The organism is Plantactinospora sp. ZYX-F-223 (assembly GCF_039649625.1).
Lineage (GTDB): Bacteria > Actinomycetota > Actinomycetes > Mycobacteriales > Micromonosporaceae > Plantactinospora.
Map to the genome: position 1 here is coordinate 57,639 of NZ_JBDJAV010000029.1, position 24,059 is coordinate 81,697.

Sequence of the window (24,059 nt, forward strand, 5' to 3'; positions counted from 1 at the left end):
CCCGATCACTCCGGCACGTGCACCCGGCACCCCGTACGAGTTCACCGCCATCGCGGAGGCGCTGTCGTCGCGTACGACGACGACCACCGACGGGCCTACGCCGAGCGAGCCGACGCAGCCGGAAGCAACGTGACGGGGGCGGGCAGGGGGTGGCGACGGCACGCGCTATCGGCCTCAACCTCGGTTCGCGTTCGTGACTCCGGAGAGCGCCACCACGAGGGTCCAGTCCGAGCTGCCTCCCCGATCCGGGTCGGCGGCATCGACGGGAAAGTCCGGGCTGGCGGCGTCGACCGCCCCCGGGCCCTCCTCGGCTTCAATGGTGATCCACCGTCCGTCCTGTAGCCGGAAGGTGTACTGGCCGAAAGCCGTCGTGTCGACCTCGTCGAGAAGCCCGAACTCAGGGTGTTCGATCAGCTCCACCGTCGCCGACCGATAGTCCCAGTTGGTGCCCAGGCCGTTGGCGAAGACCAGATCGTATCCGGGCGACACGACGCCGTGGCAGAAGGCGAATCGGTCCTGCCGGCCGACCTTCAACGACTGGTCGAGGTTGTACCAACCCGGGTCCCACAGCGCGAGGAGGGTCAGGTCGCTACTCACGCCCTGACTGTAGGGCTGGCTGTCATCAGCGGGCCGGGCGGATGACGTCCGGGCCAGGACCGCCGACGGGCTCATGCCGAGGGATCCCGGCATGAGCCCGTCGTTCCAGGCGCCGGCAACGGTTCGTTACGGCAACTGCCGCAGGGACTCGATGGCCACCGCACGGCTGGTGTTCGCGTACGAGGCGGCCTCGACGGCTGCCGGATCGATCGGGCCCAACTGCCACTCGCCGAGCCAGTACTGCTCCAACTGCGTCGCGGTATGCGGGCCGTAGACGGTGCAGGTGTAGGAGCGGATCAGCGGGACCGCGTTCGGCTCCGGATAGGAGTACTGGCAGCTCGGCGCGAGCTTGTCCACGATCTTCTGCAACGCCGCCCGGTACTGGGTACGCAGGTTCGTCGTGCCGAAGCCGGCCCGGGCCCGGGCCACCATCGCGATCGGGAAGAGCGTGACGACCGCGTACCCGACGTCGTCGATCGCCTTCTTGCCGGCGACCGCGTCCAGATAGCTGCTGGCCCGCACCGCGTCGTGGGTGACGTCCTGGGCCCAGTCCTCCAACGTCTCCTCGGCGAAGTTGTTGATGTCCTCGAACTCGATGACGGCGGCGGTGGCGTCGTCGCGGATGTCGGCCACGGCGATGGCGTCGAGGTGGGCGATCACCGCCGACTCGGCCTGGTTGAGCGCGTTGATGACGTCCTGGGTCATCGCGGCCAGGTCCTCGGCCGACACGTCGCCGTCGCCGACCCGGCCGAGCAGGTTGAGAGCGAGGTCGAGCATGTCGATCAGCGAGGTGTTGGTGCCGTCCGGGTTGGCGTGCGCCGGCTGGGTGGTCCCGGGCAGCACGACGGCGAGCGCGAGGGCCGTCGCGGCGATCCCGCGCAGCAGTCTGGCTTTCATACGTTGTCTCCTCTCACCCCTTGTGCCGTGAGGCTGGCGGACCGCACTGGATCCCTACTGGAGACTCACTGGACCGGCCGCTGGCCTGGTGCCGGGCGTGCCCGGCCGGGATGACGGTCGGGGAGGCGACCAGCCGGATCATCGGCAGCTCTACGGGGAGGGCGGCCACCACCCCGGCGGCGGTGGCCGCGACCGGTACGACCCTGCGAGAATCGACCTGCCGCGATCGCCGCCAGTTCGCGGCGTCGTGTACTCCACTCCGAACGGGTGGGAAGGACGCACATGGCAGGGACAAGCTGGCGAGTGAGCCTGACGATCAGCCCGGTCGCGATCCTTCCGACGTCCGCCCTCGCGGTGCTCGGCCTCGCGCTCGGCGGATTCGATTTCGACGACGGCTTCTGGGGTTGGGCGACGCCGCTCCTCGCCGGCTACCTGGTCAACGCCGGGCTGGACTGGCTGGGCACCGTCACCGGATACTCCGGTTGGCTCTCGGGGCGGCCCGGCGTCTGGACAAAGCTCCGCTGGTTGTTGACCGGTGTGCTGGTCAACATGCTGCTGCTCGCCCTGCTTCCGTGGTTCGCCGGCCTCTTCGGGGTGGACATCTCGACCGGCGGGCTCGGCACGCTCCTGCTGGCGGCGGCGATACTCGGCGCCTGCTTCTATCTCGGTTCGCGCTTCGAGGACATGTCGTTCTACTTCGAGAAGGGCGCACCCGACCGGCCCGAATCCGACGAGCCGTAGCCAGCCGGAGTACCGGCCGAGGATCGCACCCCGGCCGCCGTATTAGGCTCGCCCGGTCGGAGACCTTGGGGGGAGGACGGTATGCGACCGGGGTGGTATCCCGATCCGTCCGGCCGGTACCCGTTGCGGTGGTTCGACGGAACACGGTGGACGCCGCAGGCGCTCGACGGCTGGCAGCGACCGGTCGTCGACCCGCTGCCGGCGGTGGCCGAGACCGCCTCCGCAGCAGGTTCGCCGCCAGCAGTGTCCGGTACGCCGCCGACAACGCCAGGTGCGGCGCCGGCTTTGCCGGGTACGCCGTCGGCAACGCCAGGTGCGCCGCCGGCTTTGCCAGGTGCGGTTCCGGCGCCGCCGTCCGTGGCGGTGCCCCCGGCCGAACAGGGACGGTGGCTGTTCTGGCTGACCTGGCGCATCCTGCTGCTCGCCGTCGCCCTCGGCCTGCTGCTGGCCGGCTTCTTCGTGCTGCCGTGGGGTCACATCCTCCGCCCCGGGATGCCGGTGACAACAGTCCACTACCTCGACTTCGCGGACTGGATCGACGCGGCCGATCTGGAGGCCAGCGGATGGCAGCGCGCGTACGCACAGGGACTGGGGCTGGTGCACGCACTCGTCGCGCTCGTCGCCACCGCCGTGACGATCGCGGTGAGCCGGCCCGGCAGGTACGCCCCCTGGGGCGGCGTCCTGCAGTTGCTGCTCTTCGCGTCGATGATCGCCGTCCACTTCGGCTCACCGTTCGCCGACATCGAGGGCGTACATCCCGCAGGTGCGGGGCTGGCGGTCTTCGGCGGCATCTTCGCGCTCTTCGTCGCCTGCCCCGGCTTCGGGACAAAGCCCACAACGCCGCCCCCGGCACGCTAGCCGGGCGCCGCTCACGCTCAGAGGCCGAGGTCGCTCAACCCGGGGTGGTCGTCGGGGCGGCGTCCGAGCGGCCAGTGGTACTTCCGCTCCGACTCGGCTATCGGCAGGTCGTTGATGCTGGCCAGCCGGACCCGCATCAGCCCGTTCTCGTCGAACTCCCAGTTCTCGTTGCCGTACGACCGGAACCAGTTCCCCGAGTCGTCGTGGCACTCGTACGCGAACCGCACGGCGATCCGGTTGCCCTCGGTCGCCCAGAGCTCCTTGATCAGGCGGTACTCCAGCTCCTTGGCCCACTTGCGGCGCAGGAACGCGACGATCTCGTCCCGCCCGTGGATGAACTCGGCCCGGTTGCGCCACCGGGAGTCCGGGGTGTAGGCCAGCGCCACCTTCTCCGGATCCCGACCATTCCAGGCATCCTCGGCCAGTCGCACCTTCTGGATCGCGGTCTCGGTGCTGAACGGGGGCACCGGAGGACGTGTCGCCATGATCCCATCCTAGGCAGGACGTCGGTTACCCGTGCTTCTTCCGGCTATCCGGGCGTCAGGCACCAGTAGCCGTACGGGTTGCGGTAGAGGTCGTCCGGGTCGTAACGGGCGCAGTCCCGGCTGCCGAGCATCCAGTACGGGGCATCGGCGGCGAGCGCGAACGTCTCGCCGTCGCGGATCTGCTGCGCCCGGGGCTCGGTCAGCAGGTAGCGGGCCAGCGCGTCGAGCAGGCGTACCTGCGCGTCGATCTCGGCAGCCCCGGTCGGCTGCCCGGCGCGCAGTTCGACGTCCGGGGCGCCGAGCAGGTGCATCCCACAGCTGTAGACCGCGACGCCGTCGGTGATCGGCCGCTTGACCCAGGCCCGGTGCAGCACCACCGCCAGGGTCGGGTCGTCGGTCGCGGCGGCGGCCCGGTCGGCCAGGTCGAGCCAGCGGTCCCGGCCGTGCGCCAGGCCGCTGCTCTCGTTGCGTACCGCCGTGGCGCCGGCCCGGAGCAGCGCGGCGGTCAACGCCAGCATCCGCCGCGACACCTCCAGCGCGGTCTGCCGGGTGGCCGGCGGCGACAGCAGGTACGCCACCGTGTCGTGCTCCCTGACCGCCCGCCGGTCGGCGTCGGTGAAACTCGGGCTGGTCAGCGAGGACCGGAACGAGGCGACCATCCGCGGGTCGGGCTCCGGCCGGGAGTATTCGGCGTCGAGGGCGCAGTCCGGTCCACCGATCTCGGCCGCGAGCCGAGCCACGACGTCGAGGTCCAATCCCGCGCCGAGCACGCAGAGCACGTGCTGCGGTGGCGCGGATCCGGCCTCGTCGATCACGCCCGGCAGGCTACCAACGGGTACCGCGCCGCTGTCAACGTGCCCGACGCAGCGGACCGGCCGGACCCGGTACCGGACCGGCGCCCGACGGCAAGGGTGGTGCCCGCCGCCCCCGGACGGGGACGGCGGGCACCGCCGCTCGGTAGTCACCGCCGGGTCAGCACCCGGCCGCCGCCGGTCAGATCCCGCCCAGCCGGGCCGGACACGGGTTCACCGGTTCCAGGGTGAAGTCGAGCGTGCTGACCAGGCTGGCCTGGATCTGCTGCCGCTTCACCTGCGGCACCCAGCCGTCCTTGGCGGCGATGACGTCGTACCGGCCCTTCGGCAGCCACCACGAGTACGTCCCCTTGTCCACCGTGGAGAGGGTGTACCCGGTGGATGGATCGCCGACCAGGTTGACCCGGACCGTCGCCGCCAGCGACACCTCGGCGCCGCCGCAGGTCCGGCCGACGACCGTACCCTGGATCTTGCCCCAGGTGCCCGGCGGGGAGACGTTCATCTCCACCCCGATCACCGGTACCGGATACGGGCTGTCCGTCACCAGGCCGAGTTCGGCGGTGTAGGTGCCGGGCTGGGCGACCCCGGCCGCCGCGGTGGCGGCCAGGGTGACCGTGACGTTCCGGGACGCCCCGGCGGCCAGGGTGAAGCTGGCCGGCGCGGTGCTCAGCCAGGACGCCTCGCCCGCCGCCAGACAGGCTTCCAGCCCGCCGAGCCGCTCGGTCTCGGCCGACCCGACGAACGAACTCGGCGAACCACCCACCTTGTACGCGCCGCAGACGCCGGCGCCCCGATAGCGGGCGAACTGCGCGTTCGGCAGGTTCACCCAGGCACCGGCCACCGGGTCGTACCCGATCGTCCGGTTGGTCAGCGTGGTCGAGGCCGCGGTGGCGCCACCGGCCAGCACCAGCATGCCGCCGGCCGCCGCGTACTGCGAGCCCCAGAGGTCGAGCGGCATGTCCGGCAGCGAGTCCCAGGCGTCGGTGGCCGGGTCGTAGACGTAGCCGTTCTTGTACTCCACCGCGCCGACGCCACCGGCACAGTAGACCTTGCCGCCGATGCCGCCGCAGGACATCCAGGAGGAACCCTGCGGATAGTCGGCGACGGTGTCGAACGTGCCGGCGAGCGGGTCGAAGACCGTCACGTCCGGGGTGTCGACGGCGCACTCGTTGTCGCCGCAGCCGCCGATGACGTAGAGCTTGCCGCCACTGGTCGCGAACGCGGCTGCCGCCCGGGGTGCCGGGTTGGTCACTCCGGGCAGGGTGCTCCAGGTCCCGGTCGCCGGGTTGAACATGTCGACCGTGGCCACCGGGGCGGCACCGTCGCCCCAGCCGCCGATCGCGTAGATCCGGCCGTTCAGCGCGGCGACCGCCGGCTTCGACCGCGCGGTCGGCATGTCCGGCAGCGCCGTCCAGACGTTGGTCGCCGGGTCGTAGACCCAGGTCTTGCGCTCGTTGCCGGTGCCGGCACCGCCACCGATCGAGTAGACCTTGCCGTCCAGGGTCACCGCCGAGTTGTCGTAGATCGACGCCGGGAGGTTCGCCACCCGGGTCCACGCCTCGTCGACCAGCGGTGCGGCGGCGGTACCGGTGCCGGGCCCGTACGCGGTCCCGGTGCGGCTCTGGCTCAGCCCCTTCATCTTGTGTTCCACCAGCTCGGCGCCCTTCGCCGAGAGCTGGCTGAACCGGGCCGCCCGCTCCATCGTCTGCACGGTGGCCGGCGCGTTGCCGGTGTTCGTCACCGTCAGTGTGACGTTCCGGGTGCTGCCGTACGGCTGGTGCAGTTCCAGGGCGTTCGAGGTGACCGTCAGCCGGGCCGCCTTGAGCGCGAAGTCAGCCCGCCGGGTGGCGTCCGCCGGTACCGTCACCTGCTTGGTGAACCCCCGGTACGGCGACAGGCTGGCGGTGAACGGCTGCGCCCCGGTCAGCCCGGAGTAGAGCCAGTAGAAGCCGTCCGGGATGTTCGGGTCGTCCGGCGTCGCCGCCGACACGCCCTTGTCAGCCGGCTGGGTGTCGCTGACCACCGTGACGCCGTTGAGCGGGCCGCCGGTGTTGGCGTCGGTGGTGAAGCCGGCGACCAGGCCGCCCGGCTTCGGGGTGCAGGTCCGGTTGACGAACTGGACATTGTCCACCTGCCACCACCAGGCGAAGGTGCCGTTGAACCGGAACCGCACCCGGGTGTCGACCGCACCGGCCGCCGGGTCCAGCGGTACCTCCTCGACCCGTGGGCCACGCCGGCTGACCGTCTGGTGCCAGACGTTGGTCCAGGTCGTACCGCCGTCGGTGGAGACGTCGACGTCGGCGGTGTCGCTGATCCCGACCGCCCGCCAGTCGCTGTTGAAGCGCAGCAGTGGCGCGCCCGTCGCCGAGAAGTCCAGCGCCGGGGTGACCAGGTCGGTGTCCTGGGTGTTGCCGGTGCCGAGGTGGTCACTGTCGACGATCGCGAAGTTGCCGGTGCCGCCGGTCAGGTTGGTCCGGCCAGCCGGGTCGTCGAACGCCCAGCCGCCCTTGTCGGTCCGGTTCACCACCGACCAGCCGGCCGGGGCCGAGGTGCCGTCGAAGCTCTCCGTCAGCAGCGGGTCGCTGACCCCGGCCGCGTAGCCGGCGGCGGTGCAGGCCGGCAGCACGGTGGCGCTGATGTCGACGGTCTTCGAGCCGGTGCCGACCGCCACCTCGGTGCTGACCGGCCGGTAGCCGGGGTAGACGACCGTGGTGTCGAGCCGGTAGGTGGCGCTGCCGGGGACGGTGAACGAGTAGGCGCCGGTCACCGGGTTGGTGTAGACCGGGCCGCCGGGTCGGCCGGAGACCTCGATCTTCGCGTACAGCGGCCAGCCGTGCCCGGAGCCGTCGGTGACCTTGCCGGCGACGGTGACCATCCGGGCCGTGCCGAGGGCGAAGTTCTGGATGACCGCCTCGCCCCGGGCCACGGTCACGGTGGCGGAGCCGGGGTTGAAGCCGTACCCGCTGGCGGTCAGTTCGTGGGTGCCGACCGGCAGTACCAGCGCGTACCGGCCGTCCGCGTCGGTGACCGTGTTGAACTCGCCGGTACGTACCTCGGCGCCCGCGACCGGCTCCCCGGTGCCGGCGTTGGTGACGGTCCCGGTGACCCGGCCGGAGTCGCCGCGCGGCGCCGCCTCGACCGCCTGGTACGCGTTGAGCCGGCCCTCGCCGAAGGTGTTGTTGTCGTCGAGGGTGCCGCCGCAGGTGAGCGCGTTGACGTCGGTGGCGGTGTCGTCGAGCAGCCGTTCGGTGGCCGGGATGTTGCCCTTCAACCCGGGCGCGGCCGACCAGATCAGCGCGACGGTGGCGGAGACGTGCGGTGCCGCCATCGAGGTGCCGCTGCCCGTGCCGTAGCCGTTGTTGGGCAGGCTGGACCGGACGTTGCTGCCCGGCGCGGCGATGTTCGGCTTGACCGATCCGTCGATGCTGGACGCGCCCCGGCCGGAGAAGCTGGAGACGTTGTTGTTGCTGTCGTAGGACCCGGCCGCGTAGGTCAGGGGGTAGTCGCCGGGGTTCTCGGTGGTGTTGCAGCCCGGCCCGTCGTTGCCGGCGGAGAAGCTGGGGAAGATGCCGGCGGCCCGCCAGGAGACCACGGTCTGCTTGTACCACTCGTCGTTGCGGCCGCCGCCCCAGGAGTTGTTGACGATGTCCGGGGCCAGGTCGGGCCGGGCGTTCTGCCCGTTCAGGTCGGTCGGGGCGAGCACCCACTGGCCGGCGGCGAGCAGGGAGGCGTCGGTGCAGTCGTTGGTCTCGCAGCCCTTGGCGGCGATCCACCGGGCCCCGGGCGCCACCCCGATCTGGTTGCCGGCACCGTCGTCGCCGACCATGGTGCCCATGGTGTGCGTACCGTGGCCGTTGTTGTCGCACGGCGCCGGGCTGGCGCAGACCCCGGCCGGGTCGAACCAGTTGTAGTTGTGGTCGAAGCCGCCGCCGGTGTTGCCCCGGTAGGAGTTCCGCAGCGCCGGGTGGTCGAACTGCACCCCGCTGTCGATGTTGGCGACGACCACGTCCTCGCCCCGGGTGTCGAACTCGGACCAGACCCGGGGTGCCTCGATGTTGTCGAGGTTCCACTCGACCGCGTTGGTACCGGTGCCGGTGGTGGCGCGGAACGGCTCGGGCTTGATCAGTTCGTAGGTACGACTCGGTTCGATGCTCTGCACGTCGTCCCGGGCCGCGATCGCGTCGAGCAGGGCGCGGTCACCCTCCACCCGCAACACGTTGGCGATCCAGTACGACCGGTACGTCGCGCCGCGCTTGTCCAGTTCGGCGCGGAGGTCGCGCTGGCTGCGCTCCGCCGTGGCGGTGAGCGTCCGGTATACCGCGGTGGCCCGGTCGTCGGAGTCGGCCAGCTTCGCCGCTCCGCTCAGCTCGGCGCGTTCTCGCAGGTAGACGGTGAACGTGGTGCTGCCCTCGGCGGCGAGTTCGGCGAGCAGTTCCCGGTTCACCTCCGCCTCGGGACCGGCCGCGGTGGCGATCGCGGGCTGTGCGGTGACGCCGAGCAGCACGGCGGCCGCGGCGGCCACCAGGCGCCAGCGTCTCGGCCTTCGGGCCCAGCTCCGTCCGGAACGATCCGGCATGGTTCCTCCCCCACTGTTCGGCGTCCCGAGCCATCCCGGGAGCCAGTTCCCCCAGCTCCGGGCTGCCCGGTGCTGCCGCGCGCCCGTGGGTCCGACGTTTGCTTACGGACAGCGCCCCCCACATCGGCTTGGAGTAATGCTCTTGCTCCCCGGGGTGGTGATCAATGCCCGATGTCGGCCAGTATCTAGGCAGTAACTAGGCGTATCTCGGTCAGGAGTGAGCCGAATGCCTTACATCGGTTAGCGTCGCTGTTGACTCGCCCGGTCAAACCCGTTTGGCTAGGGTCCGCAGCCGACGGGGGAGGAGTGGAGCGAGGTGGCAAGCGGAGAAGTCCCGCTCGTCGTGTGCGTGTCGACGGACGTTGCGGTGCGGGAACGGGTGGTTCGACGACTCGACGACTTCGGTACGGTCGTGATCTGTTCGGACCTGTCCGAGTTGCGGGCAATGTTGTTTCCGATGGTTGGCAACGCGACGGATTCCGAACCAGGGCCGGTGAGCCTCGGTGACCTGTCCGTCGACCCGGGCGGCCACCTGGTCACCTGGCGAGGCGAGCCACTGGCGCTGACCCGGCTGGAACGGGAACTGCTGGCCCGGCTGGCCAGCGCGCCGCTCGGGGTGTGGACGTACGAGCGGCTGTTCGCGTCGGTCTGGGGCGGCGCCTACCTCGGTGACACCGCCATCCTGCACTCTGCGGTGAAGCGGCTGCGCCGCAAGCTGCGCGACGTCGAGGGCGGGCCGCAGGTGCAGACCGTACGCGGCGTCGGCTACCGGCTCGCCCCTGGACACTGACCGGGGAGCCACCGTGCCACCATGTCGGGCGTGAGCATCGACGCCCCGACACCGGCCTGGCCCGGTCAGCCGGCCCCTCCGGCCCCGCCCCGGCGGCGGCGCTGGCTGCTCGCCGGCCTGGTGGGCTGGGGCGCGCTGCTGCTGGTGCTCACCCTCGTCTCGGTCTACGGCGACGAGCCGACAGTGAAAGAGCAGCGCACGATCGAGCAGGCCGAACCGGTGCTGGATCGGGCGCTCGGTGAGCTCGTCGCGGCAGCCGGCCCGGACGTCGCCGTCGAGATCGCCGGACGACCGGTACGTGACGACTGCGAACTCACCGTCGTCCGGGACGGCGCGTCGCTGGACGCGGCGGTCGTCGTGCACGCCCCGGACGCGGACGTACCCGCACTGCTGGACCGGATCGCGGACCGGCTGCCGGCGGCGTACCGGGCCGGGGTCCGGCACAGTGCCGACGGGAGCACCCACGCGCTGCGCGCCGACGCGGGCGAGTTCGTGGCGATCGAGGGCGGTCAGGCCGGCCCGGGGATGGTCGAACTGACCGTTCGGACCGGCTGCCGACCGGTCTCCGGCGACCCGGACGACCCGGCCGTTCCGCCGCTGCCGCCGGCCGAGCCGGATCCGCTCCGGGTGCTCGGTGCACTCGGCGCGGCCGAGCCGACCCCGGTCGAGCTGGTCGCCGCACGCTGCCCGGGGCAGGGCACCACCTGGACCGCACGCGCCACCGGCCGGGGCGTGCCGGCCGGTCTACCGAGCGCCGCGCTGCCCCGGCCGGCCGGCGCCGTCGTGGTCGCCGACACCCCCGAGCTGTACGCGTACCGCAGCGGCCCGGTGAGCGTGGTGGTCGAGAGCGGCGACGGCCGGATCCGGGTCGCCGTGAGCAGCGGCTGCGCCCGGTGACCGGGGCCGTCCGTGGCCCGGGCTAATAGACCAGCGCCTGGGCGCCGTCCGCCATCGCCTCCTCGACGAAGACCGCCGCCCCGGCGATGCGTACCCCGGGCAGGACGTCGGACTCGCCGATCTCGCGGCGGGCGGCGCACTGGGTGCAGAGGGTGACCCGGCCGCTGCTCAGGATCACGTGCAGCAGCTCGGCCAGCGGCGCGGAGTGCGGCAGCTCGAACTCCTCGGCCCGGCCGGGCAGCGCGAACCAGCTCGACTCACCGGTCAGCCAGAGCGACACGTCGACGCCGGAGGCGACCGCGGTCGCGGCGACGGTGAACGCCTGGGCGCAGCGCTCCGGCGAATCCGAACCGGCGGTGGCCTTGACGACCAGGGTACGAGCCATGCCGCCAGCATAGGATCTACCCGTCATGGTTACCGAGATTGGGTTCGTCAGCCTGCTGGTCGCGGGTTTCGGCGCGCTCGCCGGTTACCTGGTGTATCTGGCAGTGAGAATTTCGAGAGGACGTTGGTGAGTGCGAGGAGTGAGCCGGGTTTGCGAGCCCCGCAGTCACGAGCGGAAGGGACACTGTGAGTAACCCGATTGAGCCGCCGCCCTGGCTGAACGCGCCGCCGGTCGACCCGTACCCGTACGAGGAGACGTACGACCTGCGCAAGGGGCCGGACCTGCACCCGGCGCTGCTCGGCCTGCTGCCGTACGTCGGGCTCTGGCGCGGGCGCGGGCGGGGCGGGTTCCCCAGCATCGAGGACTTCGACTACGCCCAGGAGATCCGGATCACCCACGACGGGCGGCCGTTCCTCTCCTACGAGTCGCGGGCCTGGATCCTGGACGAGCAGAGCCGGCCGGTCCGGCCCGCCGGTCGTGAGGTCGGCTGGTGGCGGGTCGTACTCGACGCCGACGGCAAGGGCACCGACGAGCTGGAGGTCATGCTCGCCACCCCGACCGGGGTGATGGAGCTCTACCTCGGCAAGGTCACCGGCACCCGGGTCGAGATCGCCACCGACGCGGTGGTGCGCTCCGCCACCGCCAAGGAGGTCACCGCCGGGCACCGGCTCTTCGGCATCGTCGAGGGGGCGCTGCTCTACGCCCAGGAGATGGCCGCGGTCGGGCACCCGCTCTCCCCGCACCTCTCCGCCCGGCTGATCCGGGTCGGCGGCTGACGGCCACCGCTCAGCGCGGCGGGACGGGGAAGCCGAGCAGGTCGGCCAGTACGGCGGTGTGCGGCGAGGCGGGCAGCGGCACCCCGTCCAGCTCGCGGACCTCGGCGAGGCCGCGTACCGAGGAGGTGAACCAGACCCCGTCGGCGCTGTGCAGCTCGGCCGGGGTGACCAGGCGGTGGGCCGCCGTCCAGCCCAGCTCGCCGACGTTGCGGAGCAGCCAGTCGGCGGTCACCCCGGGCAGGATCCCGGTCTCCGCCGGTACGGTGCAGAGCTCCTCGCCGGTCAGCCAGACCAGGTTGGCGCCCGGCCCCTCCAGGGCGTACCCGTCGGTCGAGCTCCAGAGCACGTCGTCCACGCCGTTCGCGGCGGCCCAGCGCCGGGCGGCCTCGCTCAGCCCGTACGACAGGGTCTTGAGCCCGCCGAGCAGCCACGGCCGGCCGGTGCGGGCGTCGGCGGCGACCCCGAGCGGCAGGGTCGCCACCCGGATGCCGTCCCGCCGGGCCTGCCGGGACGCGGCCGGCACCGCCGAGAGGGTGGCGTAGACGGTCGGTCCGGTGCCGCCCTCCGGGCCCCGGGTGCAGACCAGCCGCACCCTGCCCTCGGTCCCGTCCGGCCAGCCGGCGCAGGCGGTGTCGAGCAGGTCGCGCAGCTCGTCGGTGCGGGGCAGCTCCAGCTCCAGCGCCGCCGCCGACCGGGTCAGCCGGGCCAGGTGCTCGTCGACCAGCCAGGGGCGGCCGGCCCGGACGTGCATCGTCTCGAAGAGCCCGTCACCCCGGAGTACGCCCCGGTCGTCGGCCCGGATCAGCGGCTCGCCGGCCGGCACCACGCCCCGGCCCAGTACGGCGACGATCGGCTGCTCGCTCGACATTCCGCCGAGGGTAACGGCCGAGGGGCCGTACTCGCCGGGGCGCACTATGCTTTGTCGGTGTCGGAATCGTCACTTGCGGAGATGCTGCGTTCCCGCGGACTGCGGTTGACGGCGCAGCGGCAGTTGGTCCTCGAAGCCGTGCTGGAGCTCGGGCACGCCACCCCCGAGCAGGTGCACTCGGCGGTCCGCGAGGTCGCCGCCGGAGTGAACATCACCACGATCTACCGGACCTTGGAACTACTCGAACGCCTCGGGCTTGTTACCCATACGCATCTGTCCCACGGGTCACCGACGTACCACGCCGCGGGTGAGGACACCCACGTGCACCTGGTGTGCCGGGTCTGCGGGGCGGTGGACGAGGTCGATCCGGAGGTCTTCGGGCCGCTCTGCGACAAGCTCGCGGCCGAACGGGGCTTCCAGGTCGACATCGGGCACGTGGCGCTCTTCGGCGTCTGCGGGCGGAGCGACTGCGAGGAGCGGCGAGAATGATCGACATCGCGGGTGCGGTGGCTGTCCAGGCGATCGACGAGCAGACCCGGGACCAGCCGGAGCCGGAGCACGCCGCCGCCGGGGTACGCCCGGTGGCCGCCCACTACGGCGACCCGATCCGCGAGCAGCGGCTGCTCGCCACCGACGTCGGCCTGGTCGACCGGTCGCACCGGGGGGTGATCGCCGTCCCCGGGGTCGAGCGGGCGAGCTGGCTGCACACCCTGACCAGCCAGCACCTCGCCGCGCTCGCCGCCGGGCAGGGCAGCGAGCTGCTGGTCCTCTCCCCGCACGGGCACGTCGAGCAGCACGCCATGGTCGCCGAGGACGGCGAGACCACCTGGCTGGACACCGAGCCGGGCGACACCGGCGGCCTGCTGAGCTACCTGGAGAAGATGCGCTTCTTCACCCCGGTCGACCCCCGGGACGCCACCGCCGACTGGGCACTGCTCTCGCTGGTCGGGCCACGCGCCTCCGAGGCGGTCGGCACGCTCGGCGTCACCGGGCTGGCCGAACCGGACCTGCTCGGGGTGCCGGGCCCGAAGTTCGCCGCCGGCTCCGTGCCACCCCGGCCGACCGTCGTGTACGACGTACGCGCGTTGCCGGGCGGGGGCTGGGCGCGCCGGGTCCGGCTCGGGGTCGACCTGCTGGTGCCCCGGGGGAGCATGCCGGAGGTGGTCGACGCGCTGACCGCCGCCGGCACACCGGTCGCCGGACTGTGGGCGTACGAGGCGGTGCGGGTGGCGCAGCGGCTGCCCCGGGTCGGCTTCGAGACCGACCACCGGACGATTCCGGCCGAGGTGGGGCTGGTGGCGCCGGCCGTACACCTGGACAAGGGCTGTTACCGGGGGCAGGAGACGGTGGCCCGGGTGCACAACCTCGGCCGCCCGCCGCGCCGGCTGGCGCTGCTGCACCTCGACGGGGTGACCACCGACCAGCTTCCGGCGGTCGGCGCGCCGGTGACCGCCGCCGGGCGCACGGTCGGCTTCGTCGGTACGGCGGTCCGGCACCACGAGCTGGGGCCGGTCGCGCTGGCGGTGCTGAAGCGCTCGGTGCCGGACGACGCGGCACTGCTGGTCGAGGGCTCGGCCGCCGCGATCGACCCGGAGTGACCGGCCGCCGCCTCGGCTAGGATCCCGGCATGACGGGCACCTTGATCACGGTCGCGCCGACCGGGGCCGAGTCGGCGAAGGGGGAGGTGCCGGCGCTGCCGGTCACCCTCGACGAGCTGGTGGTCACCGCGAAGGAGTGCGAGGCGCTCGGCGCCGCGGTGATCCACGTGCACATCCGGGACGACCAGGCCCGGCCCACCCTCGACCTGGGCCGGCTGCGGGAGACCGTGGCCGCGCTGCGGGAGAGCACCGACCTGATCGTGCAGCTCTCCACCGGGGGCGCGGTGACCGACCCGGAGGCGGACCGGCTGGCCGTGCTCGACGCCGCCCCGGAGATGGCCTCCTGCACCATGGGTACGGTCAACTTCGGCGACGACGTCTTCCTCAACCGCTGGCAGTTCATCGTCGACCTGCACACCCGGATGCAGGACCGGGGCGTCGTGCCGGAGTACGAGATCTTCGACCTCGGCCACCTGACCGCGCTGCGCCGGCTGCTCGACCGGTACGGCCTGCCGGCCGGCGGGCACGTGCACGTCGACTTCGTGATGGGGGTGCCCGGTGGGATGCCGGGCAGCACCGAGGCGCTGGTCGCCTGTGCCCAGGCGCTGCGGGACCTGCCCGACGGGACGACGTTCTCGGCGACCGGCATCGGCCGGAGCACCATCCCGGTGATGCTCGCCTCGGTCTCGGCCGGCGGGCACCTGCGGGTCGGCATGGAGGACACCATCACGTACGCGAAGGGGCGTCCGGTGGAGTCCAACATGCAACTGGTCGCCCGGGCGGTCGGGCTGGCCCAGCTCGCCCAGCGCCCGCCGCTGAGTCCGGCACAGGCGCGGGAGCTGTTGGGACTCGCGGCACAGCGCTGAGGGGTGCCGGGTCGGCGGGCCGGACCGGTGGGTACCGTCCGCGACCATGGGCGAGATCTACGACGGCGGCGTACCGCTGGTGGAGGCGGTCCGGTCGGGCTTCGTGGAGTCCGTGCACCGGGGTTCCGTGGTGGTGCTGGACGCGGCCGGTTCGGTGCGGGCCGAGGCGGGCGACGTACGCGGACCGGTCTTTCCGAGGTCGTCCAACAAGCCGCTCCAGGCGATCGGGATGCTCCGGGCCGGGCTGCCGCTGAGCGGTGCCGACCTGGCGGTCGCCTGCGCCAGCCACCACGGCGAGGACCTGCACGTCGACCGGGTCGGCGCGCTGCTGCGGCGTACCGGACTGACGGAGTCGGCGCTGCGCTGCCCGCCGGACCTGCCGCTGTCGGAAGCCGCCCGGGCCGCCCTGCTGCGGGCCGGCGGTGGGCCGTCCCGGCTCCGGATGAACTGCTCGGGCAAGCACGTCGGGATGCTGCTCGCCTGTCAGGCCGCCGGCTGGCCGACGGCGGAGTACTGGCGTCCCGAGCACCCGCTCCAGCAGCGGATCACCGCCGCGATCGAGGAGTTCACCGGCGAGCCGGCGGCGGCGGTCGGTGTCGACGGCTGCGGTGCACCGCTGCTCGCCGTCTCGCTGACCGGCCTCGCCCGGGCGTACCTGCGGCTGGTCTCGGCCGAGCCGGGCTCGGTGGCCCGGACCGTCGCGGACGCGATGCGGGCGTACCCGGAGATGGTCGCCGGCACCGGAGCCGAGGCGTACGACACCCGGCTGATGGCCGGGATCCCCGGGCTGCTCGCCAAGAGCGGCGCGGAGGGTGTGGTCGCGGTGGCGGTGCCCGGAGTCGGCGCGGTGGCGGCCAAGATCGACGATGGTGCGTCGCGCGGCCGGATGCCGGTGTTGGTCTCGGCGTTGCGCCGGCTGTCGGTGGACGCCCCGATCCTCGACGAGCTGGCCGAGTTGTCACTGCACGGCGGCGGCGAGGTCGTCGGCTCGGTACGCACCCGCTGGTGACCCGGCGCCGGCGGATGAGACGCCGCTAACTATTGCTAACTTTCGCAAGCATTCTGCTTGCAGGAGCAAGCGCTGCTCGCTACCGTCGAGACATGGCCAATCCGAAGGACCTTCCGCGGGACATCGGCGGGTTCATCCGCGACCTGCGGCGCAACGCGAAGATCTCGTTGCGGCAACTGGCCGAGCAGGCCGGGGTGAGCAACCCCTACCTGAGTCAGATCGAGCGTGGGCTGCGCAAGCCGAGCGCCGAGGTGCTCCAGCAGTTGGCCAGCGCGCTGCGGGTCTCCACACCGGCGATGTACCTCCGGGCCGGGCTGCTCGACGACCGCGAGGGGCAGGGCGTGCTCGCCGCCATCGCGGCCGACCCGGACCTGACGATGCCGCAGAAGCAGTCGCTGAGCCAGATCTACGAGACCTTCCGCCGGGAGAACCTCCGGCACGCGGACGTACCGGCCGCGCCTGCCGACACCGGCGCGGTCCCGAGCGCCGCCGCCGACGAGGATCCGGCGGAAGCCGTCCTCGAATCGGTGGCGGTGACCGAGGCGGGCGCCGCCGCACCACCGACCGAATCCCGGCCCGGCGCGAAGTCCAGGCCGCCGGCCGCAGCCACCAAGAGGACCGCCCGGAAGGCGGTCAAGAAGGCCGCGCCGTCGACTCCGACGGTCGCCTCGGCCTCTGACGAGGAGGAACAGTCATGACCCAGCCCCGAACCGCCCGGATCCCCGCCCCGCTCTACGCGGTGGCCGGTGCCGGCGATCTCGCGTACCAGCAGTTGCGCCGGCTGCCCGCCGTGGTCAGCGGGCTCGGTGACGAGGCGACCCGTACTGAGCTGCGGTCCAAGGCCGTGACGACCACCGCCGAACTGCGGGAGAAGGCGATCGCGACCACCGCCGAGCTGCGGGAGAAGGCCGTACTGACGCTGCGCAACGCCAACTCCGGCGCGGCGAACCTGCGCAACCGGGCCGCCAACGGCGAGCTGGACCTGGACCGGCTGCGGGAGGCGACCATCCGCAACGCGGCGGTGGTGGTGGCCGGTGCCCAGGCCGCGCAGGAGCGGGCCATCGCCGTCTACGGCGACCTCGTCGCCCGGGGCGAGCGGGTGGTCGGTTCCGGCGTGGTGCAGGCCGCCGACACGGTCAACGCGGACATGGCCGCCACCGAGACTCCGGCGGTGACCGCCGCCGGACAGCCGGCGCTGAGCACCACCCCGGCCGAGGTCGTCGAGCAGGTCAAGGAGCCTGCCGCGGCGGCCGCGGCGACCGAGGTCACCCCGGCGAAGGCCCCGGCGGTGAAGCGCCGCCCGGCGGCGAAGTCGACCCGCCCGGCGGCCAAGCGGACCCGCCCGGCGGCCGACAAGTAGGCGGCCGGCGACCGTCGAGCAGTCGCCGGTGACCTCGGGTGGGTGCGCCAAGTGGCACGTACCCGGGGTCACCGGCATAAGCTTTCCGCCATGGGCACAGCCGCGCCGCTCTTCTTCGACGACGTCGTCTTCATCATCAACCTGGTGCTGATCGTCTTCGCCCTCGTGATCCAGGGCGTCGCGCTCGTGCACTGCATCACCCAGCGCTCGGACGCCTTCCCGGCGATCGGCACCCTCCCCAAGGGAGCCTGGGTGGCCATCCTGGCCGTCTGCCTGGTGCTCACCCTGCTGCTCTACCGGCCACTCAGCCTCTTCGCGCTGATCGGCATCGCGGCAGCGTTGATCTATCTCTTGGACGTCCGGGTCGGGTTGCGTGACCTGACCGACGGCAAAGGCTTCTGGTGAGGGATTTCCGCTGGCCACCGCCGCCCGACGGCGGGCCACGGACGTACGGCCCGGGGCCGACCGCGCCGCGCAGCGGCCGGCCGGCGCTGCCCGACCCGGAGACCGAGCTGGTCGCCACCCCGCACGGCGTACGGCTGGAGCGGCTGGTCACCGGCGACGGTGACCCGGTCACGGTCTTCGCACACGGACTCGGTACCGGCATCTCCACCACCCGACCGCTGGGCAGCGCGGTCAACGGACGCAAGATCTTCTTCCAGTTCCGTGGGCACGGCCGCTCTGAGGCTCCGGAGGGCGACTGGAGCTACGCCGACCTGGCCCGTGACCTGCGGGCGATCGCCGATCTCGGCGGCGCCAGCCGGGCGCTCGGGATCAGCCTCGGCGCGGGCGCGCTCTGCCGGCTCCTCTGGGAGAGCCCGGCCCGCTTCGAGCGCGCGGTCTTCGTGCTGCCGGCCGTACTCGACGAACCCCGTCCGGAGGTGGCCCGGCGGCGGCTCACCGAACTGCTCACCGCGGTACGCAGCGGCGACGCCGCCGAGGTGGCCGAGGCGGTCGCCTACGAGGTGCCACCGGCGATCCGCAACACCCCGGCCGGCTGGGCTTACCTGCGGCAGCGGGTGGACCAGTTGACCCGGGACGGTCTCGCCTCCGGGCTGGCGAGTCTGGCCGGTCAGGTCGCCGTCCGGCAGCGTTCGGCCCTGGCCGCGGTCACCGCCCGTACCCTGGTGATCGGCTGTGCCGGCGACGACCTGCATCCGGTCGCGGTCGCCGAGCAGCTCGCCGAGGCGCTGCCGGGAGCGACGCTGCACGTCTACGACAAGCCGGGCCTGCTCTGGACGCACCGCGCCGACCTGCGCGAACGGATCTCCGGTTTCCTCAACTGACCCCGGGTTCGGCGGGCGGGTCACCCGGGCCGGCGGCGCAGGGGGTGCTTGTCGACCAGGCTGTCGAGCTGCCCCGGTTGTGCGCCCGGCCGAGGGGCCACCGGTACCACCGGAACCGTGCCGGCCGGAGTAACCTGGCGAGCCATGGGCGTTTCCCAGCACGGCCGGACGCACCGGCTCGACCTCGCCGACCCGACCCTGCGGGAGTGGGAGTGCACGGTGCTCTCCGCCGATCCCGAGCAGGGAATCGTGCTCGACCGGTCGGCCTTCTATCCCGGCGGCGGCGGCCAGCCGCCGGACCACGGGGTGCTGCTCTGGCAGGGTGTGCAGACCCGGATCGTCGGCACCCGCAAGGGCGACGACCTCTATCTGGTCCCCGCCGAGGGTGACCCGCTGCCGCCGGTCGGCACGGCGGTGACCGGCGCGGTGGAGGACGTGCGGCGCAGCCTGCTGATGCGTACCCACTCCGGGCTGCACGTGCTCTGCGGCGTGGTGTTCCGGGATTTCGGCGCCCTGGTGACCGGCGGCAACATGGAGCCGGGCGAGGCCAGGATGGACTTCAACCTGCCGGAGGTGCCGACCGACTTCAAGGCCCGGCTGGAGGAGCTGGTCAACACCGAGGTCACCGCCGACCGGGCGGTGGCGGTCAAGGTGCTGCCCCGAGACGAGGCGCTGGCCCTGCCGGACATCATCCGTACCCAGTCCAACCTGATTCCCGCCGACGAGCAGGAGATCCGGATCGTCGACATCGTCGGGCTGGACGTGCAGGCCGACGGCGGCACCCACGTCGCCTCGACCGCCCAGATCGGCAAGGTCCAGGTGGTCAAGGTGGAGAGCAAGGGCCGGGCCAACCGGCGGGTACGGGTCCGGCTGGTCAACTGACCCCGAGCCGCCGCGGTGCCGACGCCGTCTCGCTGACCAGCACGTCGACGGAACGGGCGCGGTGGCCGCTCCCGTCAGCGGCCGTGCTCGCCCTGTCCCCGGCCGGATCACCAGGCCGACCGGGGACTTCAGCGCACCACCGCTGCAACAGCGGCACGCAAGGCCGGGACGCCGACCCTCACCCCTCGCTCGTGCGACCGATGATCGGGGGTGGCTCTGGTGGTGGCTGCCGGTCCGGCCAGCAGATTGGGCACACGCACAGCTTCGTCACCGCGCCGGGACCGTCACAGACAATCACCGACCCGGGACAGCCGTGTGGCGTCTCGCTCGGCAGCGCCGGAGGAACGCCGAGCCGGCACGGCATACACACCGTCGTCGTGTCGCTCACTGGATCCGCCGACGGAGCGTCTGCGCGACCTCCCGCAGCTCGGCCGGTGTCACCTCGCCGGGATGGGATGCGCGGGCCAGGATGTCCGCAGCCTGACCGGGTACCGGATCGCCGATCCGGGTGAAGTAGCCGACGGCCCACGTCAGGTACCGGCACTTCCCGTCGTCGTCACACTGCCGACAGCGGCGGCCGTCCTTGTGCATGTGGAGGAACCGGCGGGCGGTCAGATCCTCCAGCGTCGTCGACCAGCTATCGAACATGGACGTCACGGCGGGTTCCTCCTGCTCTTGATCGGGGTGTGCCAGCGGCCCGTACTGCCGGTCGAGGGCGTCGACCAGCAGCCGAGCCAGCGACCCGGGCGGCAGTGTCCGCTTCAAGGCGTACGCCCGCCGGAGCACCCGGCGTACCTGCTCCGGGTCGGGGGTCACTGGTCGGCCATCGCGTCGATCACGGCACCGACCCGAACCATCGCGTCGATGCACGGGCCGTGGTCCGGGTGGATGCCGCACCACGGCGAGTGTCCCCAGATCCGCAGGTAGCCGACGCCCAGCTTGTACATGATCGGCGGGTGGGTGGACGCGACGATGACGGTCGGCCGCCGGTCGACGTACGGGGTGGCTAGCGTCAGCCAGTCCGTGGGTTCGAGGCGAAGTTCGAGACCGACCGGGATCCGCTCGACGGCCGCCGCGTCGAGCGCCCGCTGCTTGGCGCGGGCTACCTCGGCTTCCTCGTCGGCTTGCGCCCGGTCGAAGATCCGGTTAGCCCGGTTGTCGTTGATCACCGTCCGCCACCTACCGATCGTGCCCATCGATCCCTCCCTGTCGGACCGGGGGGTGTGGTGGCCGGAGTCCCACGACTGTCCGCCGGCCACCACACCCCCCGTCTGGATGGGCGGCACCCAACGGGGGGAAGGGTGGCGCCCGGTGGACGCGGCCCGTCCGGGGGAGGCTGGTCGCCACGTCCAGTTCGGGGCGACCGACACAGGGTGCCTACCCCTAGATCACCTTCTGTGCCGGCCGCTTAGACGGTAAGCTACACCTGTACAGACGACCCGTCTAGATAGGTTGACTGTCCGGGAGGGCAGAAACATTCCCAGCGCACTGATCGGGGGTACGGTGACCGACGTGCCTACCCCGCACGAGCGGCCCCGCTATCGCCGGGTCGCAGACGAGTTACGCCGTCGGATCCTCTCCGGCGCGATCCCACCCGGGTCCATCTTGCCGTCCGAATCCGCGCTTATGGCCGACTTCGGCGTGGCCCGTGGAACCGTCCGTGAAGCGGTCGGACTGCTCCGCAATGAGGGCCTGGTCGTTACCGAGATGGGCCGAGGAACGTACGCCCGGCCGGTACTGCCGGTTCGCCGACTCGGCTCCGACCGGTACCGCCGGGAACTGGAGCAAGTCCGGTCCGGCGAACTGGGCACGTCGTTCACCGCCGACCAGCAGATCGGCTGGTCCGACTACCGGCTCGACAGGGAGTTCCGCGAGGTGCCGGCAGACCGGGCGACCGCCGAGCTGTTCGACATCGCCCCGGGCACGATGCTGCTGGAACGCCGGTTCGTGTTCCGCTCCCAGGGCGTACCGCAGCAGATGTCGACGTCCTGCCTCCTACTCGACATGGTGGCCGACACGCCGGTCGCCGACCCTGACCGGGAGCCGTGGCCGGGCGGGAACACCGCCCAGCTTCACAGCCTCGGCATCACGATCACCGGAGTACGGGAGCGGGTGCGTTCCCGAATGCCGGTCCGCGAAGAGACCGAGGCGTTGCGGATCCCCGGCGGCGTGCCGGTGGTGACAATTACTCGACAGACGTACGCGGGTGAGCAGGTCGTTGAGGTCGCCACCGACATCGTGATCCCGGCCGACCGGGTTGAACTGGATTACTGGATCGACCTGACCTGATCGTTTGCCCAGAACCCGTGGCCGGATTCCCGGGGGAAAACCTGACGCGGGTTGTCAGAATTCGTTGCCAGAGTCGGCGTCATGACAGCAGAACTGACTGGAAAGGTTGCGCTCGTCGCCGGGGCGACCCGGGGTGCCGGCCGGCAGATCGCCGTGCAGCTCGGCGCGGCCGGCGCCACCGTCTACGCCACCGGGCGGAGCACCCGGGAGAAACGCTCCGAGGTGGACCGGCCGGAGACCATCGAGGAGACCGCCGAGCTGGTCACCGCGGCCGGCGGCGTCGGGATCGCGGTACGGGTCGACCATCTCGTCCCTGACCAGGTACGCGCCCTGGTGGAGCGGATCGACCGGGAACAGGGCCGGCTGGACGTACTCGTCAACGACATCTGGGGGGCGGACCGGCTGATCGGCTGGGACAAGCCGATCTGGGAGCAGGACCTCGACGACGGCTTCCGTACGCTGCGGCTCGCCGTCGAGACGCACATCATCACCAGCCACTTTGCGCTACCGCTGCTGATCCGCAACCCGGGCGGGCTGGTCGTGGAGGTCGGCGACGGCACCAAGGAGTACAACGACGCGAACTACCGGCTGTCGGCCTTCTTCGACCTGGCGAAGACCTCGGTGAACCGGCTCGGCTACCTCTGGGCGCACGAGCTGAAGGAGCACGGCGGGACGGCGGTCGCGCTCACTCCGGGCTGGCTGCGTTCGGAGTTCATGCTCGACGAGTTCGGCGTCACCGAGGAGAACTGGCGGGACGCCATCGAGAAGCAGCCGCACTTCGTCATCTCGGAGAGCCCGGCGTTCGTCGGCCGGGCGGTCGCCGCACTCGCCGCCGACCCGGACAAGGCCCGCTGGTCCGGGCAGTCCCTCTCCAGCGGCCAGCTCGCCAGGGAGTACGGCTTCACCGACCTCGACGGCAGCCAGCCGGACGCCTGGCGCTACATCGTGGAGGTGGAGGCCACCGGCAAACCCGCCGACGCCACCGGCTACCGCTGACCGTCGTAGAGCTGGGCCAGCCGCCGTGCTGCCGAGCTGAGCCTGGCCCGCAACTCCGGCGGCTCCAGCACCTCGACCTCCGGGCCGAGGCTGAGTAGTTGGCCGTACGCGACGTCGGGGGACTCGACGGGCAGCCGGGTGACCACCCAGCCCTGCGCGTCGGGTTCCCCGGCGTTCGCCTCCGCCTCCCGTACGGCGGGCGGCTCGGTGACGAACCGCAGGGCGTACCGCCCGGCGGGGCTGAGCCGGACCCTGATCTCGTCGCCCAGCATCTCCCGGACGAACCGTTCCGCCTGGCTGGCCCAGTAGCCGGCCAGCTCGAACGCGTCGTCCCGGTCGAACGTCTCCGCGCCGACCGTCACCCCGGTCATCCGGTCCACCCGGTAGGTGCGGTGCCCCGCGCCGACCCGGGCCACCAGATACCACCTGCCGCCCTTGCACACCAGCCCGTACGGCTCGACGGTCCGGGTCACCTCCCGGTCGCCACGCCGGTAGCGGAACTCGACCGTCCGGTCCTGCCACACCGCCTCGGCCAGCTCACTGAGCCAGACCGGCGGATCCGCCGCCTGGAACCACCCCGGTACGTCGAGGTGGAACCGCCGCTCCACCCGGGTGGAGGCGTCCCGCAGCCCGCTCGGCAGCGCGGCCAGTACCTTCAACTGGGCGGCCGCCACCACGTCGGCGAGACCCATCTCGCCGGCCGGGCCGGGCAGCCCGGAGAGGAAGAGCGCGTCGGCCTCGGTCCGGCTCAGCCCGGTCAGCCGGGTCCGATAGCCGCCGAGCAGCCGGTAGCCCCCGGCCCGACCCCGGTCGGCGTAGACCGGGATGCCGGCGGCGTTCAGCGCCAGCACGTCCCGGTAGATCGTCCGCTCCGAGACCTCCAGCTCCCGGGCCAGCTCGGCACCGGTCATCGACTCGCGGTTCTGCAGGAGCAGGACCAGGGAGATCAACCGGGCGGCGCGCATGCGTCCCATCCTGCCCGGCGGCGCCGACATCCCCGCCGGGCGTCGGCAGCGCCTCGCGCCGCGCCGGCGGTAGCGGCGGCCGATAGGCTTTCCGGTCGTGCAGACCCCCACCCCCGCCGAGTCGCG

27 protein-coding genes are annotated in these 24,059 nt (G+C 72.2%); 17 read left to right on the top strand and 10 right to left on the bottom strand.

Annotated features, from left to right (window positions below):
* Positions 1-174 precede the first annotated feature (174 nt).
* Complete coding sequence (locus AAH979_RS27120) at positions 175-597, bottom strand: hypothetical protein (RefSeq protein ID WP_346260955.1); 423 nt, start codon at positions 595-597, stop codon at positions 175-177.
* A 126-nt stretch (positions 598-723) separates the two neighbouring features.
* Positions 724-1,494: a hypothetical protein gene (locus AAH979_RS27125; RefSeq protein WP_346260956.1), complete on the bottom strand. Its 771-nt coding sequence runs from the start codon at positions 1,492-1,494 to the stop codon at positions 724-726.
* 303 nt (positions 1,495-1,797) lie between these two features.
* Between AAH979_RS27125 and AAH979_RS27130 the strand changes: the two genes are divergently transcribed.
* Positions 1,798-2,235 (top strand): hypothetical protein, encoded by a 438-nt coding sequence (locus AAH979_RS27130; RefSeq protein WP_346260957.1) that lies wholly within the window; start codon positions 1,798-1,800, stop codon positions 2,233-2,235.
* A gap of 357 nt (positions 2,236-2,592) precedes the next feature.
* Positions 2,593-3,093: a hypothetical protein gene (locus AAH979_RS27135; protein ID WP_346260958.1), complete on the top strand. Its 501-nt coding sequence runs from the start codon at positions 2,593-2,595 to the stop codon at positions 3,091-3,093.
* Positions 3,094-3,110: 17 nt separating this feature from the next.
* Here the strand turns inward: AAH979_RS27135 and AAH979_RS27140 are convergent, their stop codons facing one another.
* The 3 genes from AAH979_RS27140 to AAH979_RS27150 all read right to left on the bottom strand — a co-directional run bounded on the left by AAH979_RS27140 (position 3,111) and on the right by AAH979_RS27150 (position 8,912).
* Positions 3,111-3,578, bottom strand: coding sequence for a nuclear transport factor 2 family protein (locus AAH979_RS27140; protein ID WP_346260959.1), 468 nt, complete (start codon positions 3,576-3,578; stop codon positions 3,111-3,113).
* A gap of 44 nt (positions 3,579-3,622) precedes the next feature.
* A complete protein-coding gene (locus tag AAH979_RS27145) occupies positions 3,623-4,393 on the bottom strand; it encodes a hypothetical protein (RefSeq protein WP_346260960.1) in 771 nt (256 codons plus the stop codon).
* A gap of 178 nt (positions 4,394-4,571) precedes the next feature.
* Complete coding sequence (locus AAH979_RS27150) at positions 4,572-8,912, bottom strand: S8 family serine peptidase (protein ID WP_346260961.1); 4,341 nt, start codon at positions 8,910-8,912, stop codon at positions 4,572-4,574.
* 370 nt (positions 8,913-9,282) lie between these two features.
* Here AAH979_RS27150 and AAH979_RS27155 point away from each other — a divergent pair, with 370 nt between their 5' ends.
* Both AAH979_RS27155 and AAH979_RS27160 read left to right on the top strand, forming a co-directional pair.
* Positions 9,283-9,756, top strand: coding sequence for a winged helix-turn-helix domain-containing protein (locus AAH979_RS27155; RefSeq protein WP_346260962.1), 474 nt, complete (start codon positions 9,283-9,285; stop codon positions 9,754-9,756).
* A gap of 30 nt (positions 9,757-9,786) precedes the next feature.
* Positions 9,787-10,653 carry a hypothetical protein gene (locus AAH979_RS27160; protein WP_346260963.1) on the top strand — a complete coding sequence of 289 codons (867 nt, stop codon included), beginning with the start codon at positions 9,787-9,789 and terminating at the stop codon, positions 10,651-10,653.
* A gap of 22 nt (positions 10,654-10,675) precedes the next feature.
* On the opposite strand, the gene AAH979_RS27165 is transcribed toward AAH979_RS27160, so the two are convergent.
* Positions 10,676-11,038 carry a DsrE family protein gene (locus AAH979_RS27165; protein ID WP_346260964.1) on the bottom strand — a complete coding sequence of 121 codons (363 nt, stop codon included), beginning with the start codon at positions 11,036-11,038 and terminating at the stop codon, positions 10,676-10,678.
* Positions 11,039-11,063: 25 nt separating this feature from the next.
* Between AAH979_RS27165 and mtfM the strand changes: the two genes are divergently transcribed.
* The gene (gene mtfM, locus AAH979_RS27170; protein WP_278065698.1) at positions 11,064-11,168 is read left to right on the top strand and encodes a small membrane protein MtfM; all 105 of its coding nucleotides are present in this window, start codon (positions 11,064-11,066) and stop codon (positions 11,166-11,168) included.
* A gap of 55 nt (positions 11,169-11,223) precedes the next feature.
* Positions 11,224-11,814 carry an FABP family protein gene (locus tag AAH979_RS27175; protein WP_346260965.1) on the top strand — a complete coding sequence of 197 codons (591 nt, stop codon included), beginning with the start codon at positions 11,224-11,226 and terminating at the stop codon, positions 11,812-11,814.
* Positions 11,815-11,824: 10 nt separating this feature from the next.
* Here AAH979_RS27175 and AAH979_RS27180 read toward each other — a convergent pair whose 3' ends face one another.
* On the bottom strand, positions 11,825-12,682 hold the full coding sequence (locus tag AAH979_RS27180) for an aminotransferase class IV (protein ID WP_346260966.1): 858 nt from the start codon (positions 12,680-12,682) through the stop codon (positions 11,825-11,827).
* Between the two features lie 57 nt (positions 12,683-12,739).
* Between AAH979_RS27180 and AAH979_RS27185 the strand changes: the two genes are divergently transcribed.
* From AAH979_RS27185 to AAH979_RS27225, 9 genes are all read left to right on the top strand, one after another.
* Positions 12,740-13,171 (top strand): Fur family transcriptional regulator, encoded by a 432-nt coding sequence (locus AAH979_RS27185; protein ID WP_346260967.1) that lies wholly within the window; start codon positions 12,740-12,742, stop codon positions 13,169-13,171.
* The gene (locus AAH979_RS27190; RefSeq protein WP_346260968.1) at positions 13,168-14,280 is read left to right on the top strand and encodes a folate-binding protein; all 1,113 of its coding nucleotides are present in this window, start codon (positions 13,168-13,170) and stop codon (positions 14,278-14,280) included. The genes AAH979_RS27185 and AAH979_RS27190 overlap by 4 nt, the downstream gene beginning before the upstream one ends.
* Before the next feature lie 29 nt (positions 14,281-14,309).
* A complete protein-coding gene (locus tag AAH979_RS27195; RefSeq protein ID WP_346260969.1) occupies positions 14,310-15,146 on the top strand; it encodes a 3-keto-5-aminohexanoate cleavage protein in 837 nt (278 codons plus the stop codon).
* Positions 15,147-15,192: 46 nt separating this feature from the next.
* A complete protein-coding gene (locus AAH979_RS27200) occupies positions 15,193-16,155 on the top strand; it encodes an asparaginase (protein WP_346260970.1) in 963 nt (320 codons plus the stop codon).
* Between the two features lie 92 nt (positions 16,156-16,247).
* A complete protein-coding gene (locus AAH979_RS27205) occupies positions 16,248-16,853 on the top strand; it encodes a helix-turn-helix domain-containing protein (RefSeq protein ID WP_346260971.1) in 606 nt (201 codons plus the stop codon).
* On the top strand, positions 16,850-17,515 hold the full coding sequence (locus AAH979_RS27210; RefSeq protein WP_346260972.1) for a hypothetical protein: 666 nt from the start codon (positions 16,850-16,852) through the stop codon (positions 17,513-17,515). Before AAH979_RS27205 ends, AAH979_RS27210 begins: the two co-directional genes overlap by 4 nt.
* Positions 17,516-17,605: 90 nt before the next feature.
* Entirely contained in the window at positions 17,606-17,920 is a 315-nt protein-coding gene (locus tag AAH979_RS27215; protein WP_107257588.1) for a DUF2516 family protein, read from the top strand.
* Positions 17,917-18,801: an alpha/beta hydrolase gene (locus AAH979_RS27220; RefSeq protein WP_346260973.1), complete on the top strand. Its 885-nt coding sequence runs from the start codon at positions 17,917-17,919 to the stop codon at positions 18,799-18,801. The genes AAH979_RS27215 and AAH979_RS27220 overlap by 4 nt, the downstream gene beginning before the upstream one ends.
* Positions 18,802-18,945: 144 nt before the next feature.
* The gene (locus AAH979_RS27225) at positions 18,946-19,683 is read left to right on the top strand and encodes an alanyl-tRNA editing protein (RefSeq protein WP_346260974.1); all 738 of its coding nucleotides are present in this window, start codon (positions 18,946-18,948) and stop codon (positions 19,681-19,683) included.
* Between the two features lie 384 nt (positions 19,684-20,067).
* On the opposite strand, the gene AAH979_RS27230 is transcribed toward AAH979_RS27225, so the two are convergent.
* Together AAH979_RS27230 and AAH979_RS27235 are read right to left on the bottom strand one after the other, a co-directional pair.
* A complete protein-coding gene (locus tag AAH979_RS27230) occupies positions 20,068-20,499 on the bottom strand; it encodes a hypothetical protein (RefSeq protein ID WP_346260975.1) in 432 nt (143 codons plus the stop codon).
* Positions 20,496-20,879, bottom strand: coding sequence for a hypothetical protein (locus tag AAH979_RS27235; RefSeq protein WP_346260976.1), 384 nt, complete (start codon positions 20,877-20,879; stop codon positions 20,496-20,498). Before AAH979_RS27235 ends, AAH979_RS27230 begins: the two co-directional genes overlap by 4 nt.
* Before the next feature lie 316 nt (positions 20,880-21,195).
* Between AAH979_RS27235 and AAH979_RS27240 the strand changes: the two genes are divergently transcribed.
* Complete coding sequence (locus tag AAH979_RS27240; protein WP_346260977.1) at positions 21,196-21,972, top strand: GntR family transcriptional regulator; 777 nt, start codon at positions 21,196-21,198, stop codon at positions 21,970-21,972.
* A gap of 81 nt (positions 21,973-22,053) precedes the next feature.
* Complete coding sequence (locus AAH979_RS27245) at positions 22,054-22,968, top strand: SDR family oxidoreductase (protein WP_346260978.1); 915 nt, start codon at positions 22,054-22,056, stop codon at positions 22,966-22,968.
* Here AAH979_RS27245 and AAH979_RS27250 read toward each other — a convergent pair.
* Positions 22,959-23,933: a YafY family protein gene (locus AAH979_RS27250; protein WP_346260979.1), complete on the bottom strand. Its 975-nt coding sequence runs from the start codon at positions 23,931-23,933 to the stop codon at positions 22,959-22,961. The genes AAH979_RS27245 and AAH979_RS27250 overlap by 10 nt on opposite strands.
* Positions 23,934-24,059 lie beyond the last annotated feature (126 nt).